The 13,178-nt window shown below is 33.5% G+C and carries 12 protein-coding genes and 1 rRNA gene; all 13 read right to left on the reverse strand.

Annotated elements, in window-relative coordinates; translation table 11 throughout:
* Position 1: 1 nt before the first annotated feature.
* On the reverse strand, positions 2-865 hold the full coding sequence (locus BUB90_RS06440) for an ABC transporter permease (RefSeq protein ID WP_073284835.1): 864 nt from the start codon (positions 863-865) through the stop codon (positions 2-4).
* The gene (locus tag BUB90_RS06445; RefSeq protein WP_073284838.1) at positions 859-2,028 is read right to left on the reverse strand and encodes an ABC transporter ATP-binding protein; all 1,170 of its coding nucleotides are present in this window, start codon (positions 2,026-2,028) and stop codon (positions 859-861) included. Before BUB90_RS06445 ends, BUB90_RS06440 begins: the two co-directional genes overlap by 7 nt.
* Positions 2,029-2,169: 141 nt before the next feature.
* Positions 2,170-2,853: a uracil-DNA glycosylase gene (locus BUB90_RS06450; protein ID WP_073284842.1), complete on the reverse strand. Its 684-nt coding sequence runs from the start codon at positions 2,851-2,853 to the stop codon at positions 2,170-2,172.
* A 239-nt stretch (positions 2,854-3,092) separates the two neighbouring features.
* Positions 3,093-3,854, reverse strand: a complete 762-nt coding sequence (hisF, locus tag BUB90_RS06455; protein ID WP_073284846.1) for an imidazole glycerol phosphate synthase subunit HisF — start codon at positions 3,852-3,854, stop codon at positions 3,093-3,095.
* 3 nt (positions 3,855-3,857) lie between these two features.
* Entirely contained in the window at positions 3,858-4,472 is a 615-nt protein-coding gene (gene hisH, locus BUB90_RS06460; protein ID WP_073284954.1) for an imidazole glycerol phosphate synthase subunit HisH, read from the reverse strand.
* Positions 4,473-4,619: 147 nt separating this feature from the next.
* On the reverse strand, positions 4,620-6,476 hold the full coding sequence (locus BUB90_RS06465) for a hypothetical protein (RefSeq protein ID WP_073284849.1): 1,857 nt from the start codon (positions 6,474-6,476) through the stop codon (positions 4,620-4,622).
* Between the two features lie 122 nt (positions 6,477-6,598).
* A complete protein-coding gene (locus BUB90_RS06470; RefSeq protein WP_073284852.1) occupies positions 6,599-7,429 on the reverse strand; it encodes a hypothetical protein in 831 nt (276 codons plus the stop codon).
* A 149-nt stretch (positions 7,430-7,578) separates the two neighbouring features.
* Entirely contained in the window at positions 7,579-8,478 is a 900-nt protein-coding gene (locus tag BUB90_RS06475) for a chemotaxis protein (protein ID WP_073284855.1), read from the reverse strand.
* A gap of 259 nt (positions 8,479-8,737) precedes the next feature.
* Positions 8,738-9,052: a glutaredoxin gene (locus BUB90_RS06480; protein ID WP_073284858.1), complete on the reverse strand. Its 315-nt coding sequence runs from the start codon at positions 9,050-9,052 to the stop codon at positions 8,738-8,740.
* Between the two features lie 162 nt (positions 9,053-9,214).
* A complete protein-coding gene (locus tag BUB90_RS06485; protein ID WP_073284861.1) occupies positions 9,215-10,870 on the reverse strand; it encodes an aryl-sulfate sulfotransferase in 1,656 nt (551 codons plus the stop codon).
* A 440-nt stretch (positions 10,871-11,310) separates the two neighbouring features.
* Positions 11,311-12,072, reverse strand: coding sequence for a peroxide stress protein YaaA (yaaA, locus tag BUB90_RS06490; protein WP_073284864.1), 762 nt, complete (start codon positions 12,070-12,072; stop codon positions 11,311-11,313).
* 4 nt (positions 12,073-12,076) lie between these two features.
* Complete coding sequence (gene bcp / locus BUB90_RS06495) at positions 12,077-12,532, reverse strand: thioredoxin-dependent thiol peroxidase (RefSeq protein ID WP_073284869.1); 456 nt, start codon at positions 12,530-12,532, stop codon at positions 12,077-12,079.
* 401 nt (positions 12,533-12,933) lie between these two features.
* A 23S ribosomal RNA gene (locus tag BUB90_RS06500) occupies positions 12,934-13,178 on the reverse strand; the annotation flags it as partial.

A 13,178-nucleotide genomic window follows, 5' to 3' on the forward strand; every position in this document is an offset into this window, starting at 1 on the left:
CCTATCTCCATCTTCTCTTATTAAGAGATTGAATTGTTAAGAATATAAAGATTACGGTGATACTTATATAGTAAACAATTCCACTCAAGTCGAGTATTCCATTCATAAAATTATCAAATCGATCAACTACAGAAAACCAATCAAAAACTTTCACAACCAATCCATCATATAGAGAAGGCTTTGCAAAATAAATGATTGCACAAGCTGCTTCTAATACTACACCAAGACTGATTGCCACTGTGACATTATTGATCATAAAGTAAATGACCACAGCGATAAGTAATGCGATAACGGAAAAGATTAGCCATGCTGCTTTATTACTAGTCGGCAATAAACCTACAATTCCTTGCATGATGAATGTAATTAATAATACGACGAACGTTACAACTGCGGCAATAGCTTGACTCTCAAACAATGCGGACAAGAATAATCCAATTGCAAGATAAGCAGCTCCAACTAGAACAAACCCCAATATCCCCGTATATGCAAGTTTAAACGATACGGTACCGTATTTACTTAATATAAACGGATAAAACATGGTAATTACCATTGCACTAACAAATACCGCAAAAACAGCCAGATATTTCCCAACTACAATCTTGCTCACGCTTAATGGGGAAGTAAACAACAATTGATCTGTCTTTTGCTTTTTTTCTTCTGCTAACAAACGCATAGTAAGAATCGGAACAAGGATTACGAATACGAATACCATACTATTCAAAACATATTCAAAATTAGCATATCCACCTTGTAGGTTATATGCCATAAAATATACACCTACGATTGCTAAGAAAAAGCCAATGAACAAATATCCAATCATAGAAGTAAAATAGGAACGTAATTCTTTCTTAAATATCGCTAACATTCTTCTTCCTCCTTATCCGATTCGAATTCTCTATCTTCAAACTCAAGATTTTCTTTTTCGTGCTCCTCTTTAACTTGCATTACTTGATTCTGTGTCTCTTGCGCTTGCTCTTCTTGTTTTTGTTCTTGTTTTTCTTCTTGCTTTTCTTGTTGTCTTTCTTCTTGTTTTTCTTCTTGTTTTTCTTTCTTCATCTGCCCAAAGAAACTTTTTTTCTTTCTCTCCGTAATGGTACTATTCTCTGTTAACTCCAAGAAGATATCTTCTAGTGACATCACTTTTCGTTCCAATCCATAGATTGGACATCCTGCCTCTGCCATGGCGTAGAATAGTTCTTCTCTAATATCAATGGCCTCTTTCGATTGGATCTTTAGTTCGATCAAATCTTCTTCAGAAGTACCTTGGAAATCAACTTTTACGATTCCATCTATTTTATTTAATGCTTTCATTACTTTATCCTTTGTTCCCTTTACAATCAAATGTACATTGTTTGCACCTTCCATATGCTTTGATAAGTTTTCTGGAGAGTCACTAACAATTAATTTACCTTTATTAATTATCATTACCTTATCACACACTGCACTAACTTCAGAAAGAATATGGGAACTTAATATAATGGTATGATTTTTACTTAGACTTTTTATTAAATCACGTATCTCAATAATTTGTTTTGGATCTAGACCCACAGTTGGTTCATCTAATATAAGTACTTCTGGATATCCTACAATTGCCCCAGCAAGCCCTACTCTTTGCTTGTATCCCTTTGATAAGTGTTTTATTAATCGTTCACTAACATCATCAACCTTCGTCATCTTCATAATATCTTGAATCATCTTAGTACGTTCTTTCTTCTTTACTGCCTTAATTTCTGCAATAAATTCCAGATACTCCACAACTGACATATCAAGATATAACGGCGGTATCTCTGGTAGATATCCTATCATCTTCTTTGCTTCAATTGGATCCTCAAACACATCATTACCATCAATTGTAACAGAACCTGAGGTTGCTGCTATATAACCAGTAATCATATTCATTGTGGTCGACTTACCCGCACCATTTGGTCCAAGGAATCCAAGTATCTGCCCTCTTTCAACTGTGAAACTCAAATCATCTACTGCGAGGTGATTTCCATATCTCTTTACCAAATTCTTTACTTCAATCAAAAGTAACTCCTCCTTTTTATAGAAATATATCCCACCTTGATGACATCTTCTATTATGCCAACTACATAATAAATAAAAAATGCGAAAAAACTGTGAACGTTTATACGTTTCACAGTTTTTTCACATTTTACCTTTTTTTATTTATTGATTTATGTTTTCTATTTGCCAATCAATTGGATCAATCCCATGCTGTCTAAAGAATTCATTTGCTTTAGAGAATGGTTTACTACCAAAAAAACCTCGATATGAAGATAGTGGACTTGGGTGTGGTGACTCTAGAATTAGATGCTTAGGATTTGTTAACATCTTTTTCTTTGACTGGGCAGGTCTACCCCAAAGGAAATATACAATAGGCCTATCCTGCGCATTTACGGCTTGAATTACTGCATCGGTAAACTTCTCCCAACCTTTTCCTTGATGGGAATTTGCCTGATGCGCTTGTACTGTAAGTACTGTATTCAACAACAATACTCCTTGATCCGCCCATTTCTTAAGATACCCGTTATTAGGAATATAACAACCACAGTCGTCATGTAATTCCTTATATATGTTCTGTAATGAAGGTGGAACATCCTTCTGTGAGGGTAGTACAGAAAACGATAATCCATGAGCTTGATTTACATTATGGTATGGATCCTGTCCAAGTAAAAGCACTTTCACTTCATTTAGTGGTGTAAAATGAAAAGCATTAAAGATATCATCCACAGGCGGATAGATAATCTTGTTTTGATACTCCTCTTTTACGAATTGATATAATTCTTTATAATATGGCTTTTTAAATTCCCCATCTAAGGAATCTAGCCAATCATTTGTAATCATTGACATTTGAATTCTCCTCATGCAATCTATAGTATTAACAGACCTTACATTCTATTAATTTATCCCTCCCTACAATCAAGGTAAGTGTTGGATAAACATAAAATTCGACAATATTATATTAGCATTATAAAAAGGCTATGTCAAATAAGTAACTAATGAGTTTACAAATGTCTAAACTTCAAGAATAATAAAGGGTATTACAAAAGAAGGATGATCAACTTATCACCAATACCTCCTTCTCAAGGTTATAACCTTACACTTACTTCTCTACTTCTAAGATATTGTTTTACTTCATTTATTTCTAATTCCTTATAATGGAATAATGATGCTGCAAGAGCAGCATCTGCTTTCCCTTCCGTTAATGCATCATAAAAATGCTCCTTCGTTCCGGCACCACCTGAAGCAATTACAGGAATTGATACATTCTCAGATATTGTTCTTGTTAGTTCGATATCATATCCATTCTTAGTGCCATCACAATCCATGCTAGTAAGTAAAATCTCTCCTGCACCAAGTTCATTCGCTTTCATAGCCCACTCAACAGCGTCTATACCCATATCAACACGCCCACCATTTTTGAAGATGTTCCAGCCACTACCATCGGTTCTTTTCTTAGCATCAATAGCAACTACCACACATTGATTTCCAAACTTTAAAGCTGCTTCTGATATTAGATTGGGGTTTTGTATAGCTGCTGAGTTCACAGCAACTTTATCTGCTCCCTCACGCAATATAACTTTAAAATCTTCTACCGTTCTAATACCTCCACCTACAGTAAACGGTATGAATACCGTTTCTGCTACACGACGTACCATATCAAGCTTAATCGTACGAGCATCACTTGAAGCGGTAATATCTAAGAAAACAAGTTCATCTGCTCCAGCTTTCCCATAGGCATAACCAACTTCAACCGGATCTCCTGCATCTCTAAGATTAACAAAGTTTATTCCCTTAACAACTCTACCATTATGTACATCTAGACAAGGGATAATTCTTTTTGTAAACATAGCCTACTCCTTCCCAATATTAGCAAAATTCTTAAGTATCATTAAGCCAATGTCACCACTCTTCTCAGGGTGGAATTGACAAGCATACACATTCTCTTTCTCAACTGCAACATCTAATGTTGTACTATAATCTGTTGTAGCTACAACATCCTCTGCACACTCAGCTCGTAAGTAATAGGAATGTACAAAATATACATAGGAGTCTTGATCTAGTCCCTTAAATAGTTTTGAATCCTTAGTTAGATGAAGTGAATTCCAACCTATGTGTGGAATTTTCAATCCTTCTTTATCTGGAATCCTAACGATTTCTCCTTTCAGAATTGATAATCCTTCAACACCATCTGTCTCATCACTTCTTTCAAATAGAAGTTGTAATCCAAGGCATACTCCTAGTAAAGGTGTCTTCTTTGCCACTACTTTTTTAATAGTATCAACTAATTGGTAATGGTGTAATTTTTCCATTGCATCTCCAAAAGCACCAACTCCTGGCAATATAACCTTATCTGCTTTCTCAATTTCATCATGATTACGTGTAATAACTACCTCTTCACCAAGATGTTGCAATGCTTTTTCTACACTTTTAAGATTACCAGCATCATAATCTATAATAGCAATCATTTTCATGCCCCTTCCTTCACTTCGTTGTAGTAGTGTATTAAATTGAATAGATATAAGAATGTGGCAAGATGAATGAAACTCCTCTTTCATCCTGCCACATATTATATTCTAATACATCAAAATCAATTTTACAATATACTTATTGTGTTATTTTTTCTTTTTTGCTACTAACTTTTCTGCTATAGCAAACACTTTATCACTATATTTCTCTTGATCTTCAATGCTTGTGATCTTCTTAGCACCATCTTCATCAAGATTATATTTTTCTTGTAACTCTTCAAGTATCTGAGACTTAACATACTGTAAATCCGATTTAACGCCTAATTCACTTGCTCGATCAAGATACACATCATATTTAGTAAGACCGTTTAACAAAGAGTTCAATGCCTCCGCATAATATTGAATTGCATAATAATTATTATAGGAATCATATTCTTTATTCACGTACATTACTGTTTTAATCTTATTCGCTAATTCTTGATCATCTTTCTTAATATCAACGCCACTGATTTCCTTATAAGCCTTGGTATACTTCTTCCTCGCGAAATAGTCTTCTGCTTGACCAATGCTCGCTGAATACGAAAAAGTATTCGTTCCGAGAATGATAATTGCACATAACGCAGCGAATGCTACAAATACAACCGTTGCACCCTTTTTGTTAATTTTACTATGATCTTGCTCTTCCTCTGCTAACTTACTTTCTATCTCTGCTTTTTTAGCAGCTTTTTTAGTAGCCTTAACAGCTAATTTTGATTTTTTTGCTTCTGCCTTTTTTGCTTTCTTAGCAGCAGCATCTGCAATCTTTTGCTCTTTCTTAGCTGCTTTTTGCACAGCGTTAACTTCAGCTAACTCTTTCTCTTTAAGAAACTCTTTTTCAGTCTCTTCATTATTGATATTTTCAAACAGTCCTTTTATGAAGTCCTTCTTTTTCTTAGATGACTTCTTCTCATCTTTCTCCGATTTGGTACCGTTATTCTCTTCTTCATCAGCGCCATAATTTGAGACTGTTCCAAGAACATCAGCAAAGATATCACTTACACTTGAGGCTTCTTTGTCATCATCCTCAATTCCATCAAATATGCCTTCAAATCCTGGTATACCTGCGTACAAATCATTGTCCGCTCGAACTGTCTCTTCACTATGTACCGCGGATATTGGTGAATCCGTATCCGAAATTACCAAATCCGATTCTGCCTCATCCATAAAGGAATCAATCGCAAACGGTTCTTCTGTTTCAGCCGATTCTTCTGTCGATAATGAGTCAATTGAAAATGTATCCTCTTCTTCGCTTGATAGAGTATCCATTGAGAATGGTTCTTCCTCTTCACCTAATAGCGCATCAATCGAGAATGGTTCTTCTTCCTCACTAGATAGTGCATCCACCGAAAATGGTTCTTCTTCCTCACTAGATAGTGCATCCACCGAGAATGGTTCTTCTTCCTCACTAGATAGTGCATCCACCGAGAATGGTTCTTCCTCTTCCTTTGATAGCGCGTCTATTGAGAATGGTTCTTCCTCTTCCTTTGATAGTGCATCCATTGAGAATGGTTCTTCTTCCTTTGATAGTTCATCCATCGAGAATGGTTCTTCCTCTTCCTTTGATACAGAATCAACTGATAATGGTTCCTCATCTTCCAGATTATAACTTGACTGTATATTTAGTTCAGAGGACACTAACCTTGAAGGTACGACTTCATCTTGTCCATCTTGTAAACTGTATTCTTCTAATAAATCATTCGCAATGCTATCTAACTGAACAGAAATCTCATCTGAGTCCTTATGATTATCTATCTCTTTAACCGGATCAATTGTCATCTCAACTGATGATAGGAAACTATCGCCATCATTATTCGGATAACTAGTATGGGAATGCATAACTGAATTAAGCAGTTCTTCTAGCTCATCATCACTTTTTATTAAATCAACGTCCTCAAGTGCTTTACAATCCTCACACATATCTTCCGTATCTTCAATTCCAGTCCCGCAAATCTTACATTTACCCATCTATCCACCTCCAAACTAGTTTTATTCTCTCTTATATTACCACATAAGTATTTATTTAACAACTAAAATGAAACGGAAATAAGTTGAATTTTGCCGATAAATAGGCTTTTTTAAGAGTTCTGTTACTTATTTACTACTTTCAAAAACTCATCAGCAGTCATGCTAACTGATATACCTTTTCCACTGATTTCTTCAGCTAATTGTGGAAATTCATGGTTTACTCGAATTAAGCATGCTTTGTTATTAAGATAAGCATTCTTCTCAAACGGCCAACGAATTAACGAAGGTAAAGTAAAATCAACTTCTAGCTCTATTAACAACAGTTTTCTATTAAGTGTACGTGATAACCACTGCATGTAATTTTGCCATTGTGCCAAATATCCTTCTTCTACATAACTCTCTACGTCAGCTCTAAGATTGAAAGTTAAAGTTTCACCACATTCTTTACAATATGGTAAATATTCTTTAATTGATTTTCCTGATTTAACCGATTCCATAATATCTGGTAGTTGCTCGACAAAGTTCAAAACGTAATCTCTGTTCTGATAAATATCATGTGTACAAGACTTACTACATTGAAATAGTCCCTCATTGCCACAAGGCATTACAATTTTGCTATGCTCTAAACCAGATTGCATTATTAATTCACTAGTATTCATAGATAATACAAAATAATTCTTATCTTTGATTAATTCATATAAATCAGAATATGCTTGTAATGTATGTTCTTTATTAAAGTAATTTACAAGCACCTGATGAATCCAACTAACAGCTTCTTCCTCTTGTAGTTCTTCTAATAGTTTGGCTTTTCCGTTAATACCGGACTCAGAAAGTGGTTTATAGATCTCTTCTTCTGCAAAAGATCCTATATTTTCAAAACCTAGTCCACACCCAACTAATATATATTCTGCATCTTCTATTTTACTTTTAATTAAGTCCATTTGATTATCCATATATGCCTCACTTCATTTCAATTCTTTCATTCTGCAACATCTCAGAGCCAAGTTTCATTCTAACTTACCTTCACATAAATGAAACGTAATAAATATAATCTTTTCATAGAAAAAGGCTGTTGCGACAGCCTCTTTTAAAAGAACTATGATTAATAAATCAACTTGTCTACAGCACCAACAAGCTTACCAATTTCCGGTTTCGTTAACTGTGCATCTGCTCCTAATGATTCCCCTTTTCTTCTCATTTCATCATTAATTAATGAAGAGAAGATAATTACAGGAACTTCTTTTAATTCATTATCATCTTTGATTAACTTCGTTAATCTGTGTCCATCCATCTGTGGCATTTCAATATCCGTAATTACGCAATGAACATTCTCTTTAATAGTTCCATTTGCTTTATACTCAGATAATTCATTCCAAGCTGCTAAACCATCATTAAACCTCTTAATGTTAGTATATCCAGCCTTTGCTAAGCTGTCATAGATTAGTTTTCCGAGTAAAGGTGAATCCTCAGCCATTAAAATAGGCGCATTGTTACGCTCTCTCTCTCCTAGATGCGCAATATCAGAAACACGCAAACCTGTTTCTGGATTAATATCCGATACAATTTTTTCAAAGTCAAGAATAACAATCAATCTATTCTCTATCTTAATAATACCAGTAGCTACACCTAATCCAGCTGAATTAACCGTATCATCTGGCTTGATAATATCTGCCCAAGATACACGATGAATTCCTACAACTCCATGTACATGAAACGCAATATTAAGATTATTAAAATTCGTTACTATATACATATCTTTTGATTTATCTGTAGATGGAGCTAAATTAAGATTTTTTGCTAAATCAATAATCGAGATGATTACATCTCTTGGCATGAAGATTCCCTCCACACATGGATGTGCATTTGGTATTGGAGTTGGTTCCTTATATGATAAAATCTCTTTAATCTTTGCCACATTAATACCATAATAGTTTGATCCAACTTTAAATTCAAGAATCTCTAACTCATTCGTTCCACTTTCTAATAATATTCCAGTTTCCATAATCTATCCTCCACTTTATATATTCTCATTTCTCTGACATTATATATGTATTCACTTACACACTACTGAAAAGTTATAGGGTAGTATTCTACTTTAATTATAATATAATCATTTACAAAATACAAATGAAATTAATGACTTTAGACATATAACGCCATTTTATGGCATTAATCCTGTCAATTAAAATTACAAAAAAGGTTATAACAAGCCTTTTATAAGAACTTATTATAACCTTTCGTAAAACTATTACATTTTCAACCTAGCAATTACCTTTTCCATCAAGAGAACAAGCTTGTATCTTATTATCTGATGTTAAATCAACATCAACGTAAGAATCAATTTGGAATGTTTTGGTTCCATCCTCTAATAAGAAAAATGGAATTCCAATTTTACCATTAGCCTTCACTTCATCAAATATTGCTTCCTTATCTCTATAAGCCAAGAATTCTTTCAATACTGATGTAGATTCAACGATATTACGATACTCAAGTACTATATCTTCCTTAGTTGATAATCTTTCTTTTGCAATAACACAATCGCCACATATTGGCGCACCATACATAATAATTTTCATAATACACCTACCTATTCATCTTATATTTTATACGTAAACTAATCCATAACCCAATGTCACTAACCAATACAGATCATGTTTTTTCTCCTAGTACGTAATTAAGAATATTATAACATATTTTAAAATTAAAATGTATTCGATACAATTAATATTAACAACTACTTATTCAAACCAGAATGATTCAAAGCTATACTTTAAGACACGGTATGCATATTTTTCTGCTGAATACTTATATTCGCGTATTAGCTTACCTTCTGAATCATACTCATTAAAGCAATGTGACATACCAGAGCTTGTTACAAGATTTTCCTTATAGTATTGTGTCGAGCTTACAATACTTGAATAAGGTAGTGCGACTTTTTTCACTAGCTCGTACGTGCCATTGTCCTCATCAACTAAATATTGATATAGGTAGGAGTTATCCCCCTTAGAATATGTTCCTGCACCAACGTAAGCTGACCAATCAAAATCTGGTCTTGTTCTTGCTCCTTTATAGTTATTATTAAACATATATAAATAATATTGATTATCAGGTAATGATGGATCTTCAAGATAAGTTACTGTATGTTGACCCGCTTGCGAAACGAAATCCCCTACCTTATCTAACATATAATCTTCATACGCTGTACCATTCCAAACTGTTTCATCGGAGATAAAATACTCAATTTCAGGTTGTTCATAAACATTATTCAATCGGATAATTGTACTATATTCTCTTGAACTCAATATCAAATCCTTACCGTTTACAATATCAAGCGTATTTAGATGAATCCAGTCTAATTCATCTCCACCATACGTATTTCCTTCTTCTGGTTCTATCGCCATTGCCTTGGCTTCAGGCATTAAATCTTTCATATCCACTAATTTAGTGACTGCTCCATCTTCTAAATCAACACGTATTATAACATCTTCGATCGTATCAGTGCCTAACTCATTCGCCAATAATAGAATAGTATTGTTAATTTCATCATATTCAAAATCATGGTGTAATTCGTAATTTCCAAGATTAATCTTTCTTACTATTTTTCCCAAACGATTAACGAACACTAATTTATTAAAATCATATGAATAAACCATTGTGTCATTAATAAATAAGATGCGGTCCGAACGATAATCCCTTAGTGGTAATTCCGAACGGATAATTCCATCGTTATCATAGATATATACATTAGCATTATATGCTTTATCATGTCCTAAAACTGCGTATAAACCTTCAGAAATTTCTTGTGTACTATCTCCTTCTGTTATTTCAAGCTTTGATTGACTATCTGTTACAAGGCCTTTCATTGTTAAAGTAAAAGTATATTCATCAACAACTTCGCCCTCACTATTTTTACTTCTCATTGTTACTGTGTTAACTTCATTTGGTATAAGTCCTATGATTTGATACTCATGTGTCTTAGTGGTCCCAGATTCTTCTCCATTATACGCCGTTCTTGTGAAGTCAGGTATACCTTCTTCATCTACTGAAATTGTATATTCCATACTAGTTGCTTCTTTCGTTGTGTAATATACATTTACAGCGCATGTATTCGTACCATATGGATTATAGATAATAAATGGGGCATCAAAAGTAGCTTTCTTTACTTCTTTAGCTATCTTCTTCTCAATTGTGTTCTGTAAGTCAGTATTCCACATGGACACATCTTTTTTATTATCAACTACATGAATCTGCTCTCCAATAGATTCCCCTGTTTTAATTGAAGTATAGTAATTCAGATAAATTTTGTCCTTTAGACGATCATTTGTAACTAGTAGAATTCCAGCTATTAGCAACAGAACAATAATACTAATAAGTAAATAATACTTTTTCTTCATATTTTAGCCTCTCCTTTAGCATTTCTTCAAATATCTTTTTAATAATACAAAGCCAATGTGAAATATAAGTGAAATAATTCGACAAATATTTTGTCATAATTGAAATATTACGCCTTGTATGCTTCTTTTACGCTTTAATATTATAGTTTAAGGAATGCTCAAGTTATTATGGCAGGAATACGTTAACAGAATACCTGAGAAAGATGAACGTTAGATCACGGGTTAGGTAGAGAGCAGCTGAATTTGAAATAGCTGATCTTATAAGAATATCGGCTGATAGAAAAGTGATAGTAGAAACAAATATACCTTTTCAAAATGCTTAGGAAATAAATACCTAGATTCTTGATGTGTAACTCCTTTCTGTTAATAGATTAAAAATAAGTAGATAAATATGACTACATTATGTCATACTTATCTACTTATTCTAAATGTCAATTTAATTATAAAACTTCTTTTATAAATATATATTCCTGTTGTGTACTTGTCACATTACAATAAGTGAAACCATCTAAATTAAACTTACGAAGTCCATCTTTTTGTTCAATTCGATTCTTTACTATATATTGAACCATTAGCCCTCGTGCCTTTTTCGAAGCCGTAGATTCCACTTTAAGCTTATCTCCCTTCTTAATTTTGAAGGTACAAGTAACGAAATCTATTTCTTCCTGCTTCATAAAATTAGCTATCACTTTACTGTATTCTGACGATGCTAAGTTCACATATGTCTTATGTCTACTTTCTGCATTTTGTAAGTATTTTCTTATTGGTTCATCCCAAAATTCATACAAATTCTTTGCCTTATCTATAGGCAATTTTAATTGCATCTCCAAACGATATGGATAAATACTTGTATTTGGTTTCAATATCCCATATAGACCACTAAGAATTCTAATATGTTCATTCGCATATATCATATCGTCATTCGTAAATAATTCCGTAGCCATTGCCTTATATTGCATTCCATCATACGTATATAAAGCAGGTGAACCAGCATCATCAAATTGAATACTATTATGTTTTTCATAAGTATTAGTAGCAATTTTTTCATTAACCTTCATAATAGACTGGATGTCTGATACAGATAACTCTTGTAAGACATTCAAAACCTTCTTATTATATGGTTCAAGCACTGGCTTTTCGCATTCAACTGTTTCAATCATATTGATTTTCATTGTTTTAGCTGGTGATATAAATACTAACATATAATTATTCCATATCCTTTAGCATCTCAGTAGCGTTCAGATCTGGTTTAACTTTTTCATACACTTTCTCAATAATTCCATTTTCATCAATCATATAGGATGAACGTACTACTCCCATACTTACTTTTCCATACAACTTTTTCTCTTTCCATACATCGTATGCTTGAATAGCAGTTAGCTCTGGATCGGATAAAAGTGTAAATGTTAATCCTTGTTTCGTACTAAAGTTCTTATGGCTCTTAACACTATCCTTGCTTATTCCAATCACTTTAACATCTTTATCTATAAACTCATCTAATGAACTTTGATATGCACAAGCTTGTTTTGTACAACCAGGTGTACTATCTTTAGGGTAAAAGAATAATGCTACTTTTTTTCCTCTAAAATCACTTAGTGATACTTCATTACCATCTTGATCTAATAGTGTAAAATCTGGTGCTTTTGTTCCTACTTCTAACATAGTGTCCTCCTTGTTTATCTCAATTTTGATTCTTTATGCTTTAAATATATACCCATTTATATTATTATCAATCTAAAACAAATTTACAAGCGTTTTTTTCATCGCTATTGTAAAATTCATTCTTAACTGTATCTTTTATAAATACTCATTATAACATTATTACTTCATATTTTTAGATAAATATAACGAATAGTTAACTTGTAATAAACGAACTATGGATTGTACTATAAACTGTCTAAATTCTAGGCCGTTTCTCTGTTGAGAAACTCCACAATGAACAACAGGCTAAAGTCTAACAAAAAAAGCCATTAATCATTATGATAAATGGCTTTCCTTCTCTTATATCTTCAAAACTACACATTGAATTTGAGTATTCTCTACTCTTTTGTCAGATCATTCTTTTGGTTAAGCCCTCGACCTATTAGTAACAGTCAACTGCATGTGTTACCACACTTCCATCTCTGTCCTATCAACCTGATCGTCTTTCAGGGGTCTTACTAGCTTGTGCTATGGGATATCTTATCTTGAGGGGGGCTTCACGCTTAGATGCCTTCAGCGTTTATCCCTTCCAAACTTGGCTACTCGGCCATGCACTTGGTAGTGCAACCGATACACCAGAGGTTCGTCCAACCCGGTCCTCTCGTAC

The organism is Anaerosporobacter mobilis DSM 15930 (assembly GCF_900142955.1).
Taxonomy (GTDB): Bacteria; Bacillota; Clostridia; order Lachnospirales; family Lachnospiraceae; genus Anaerosporobacter; species Anaerosporobacter mobilis.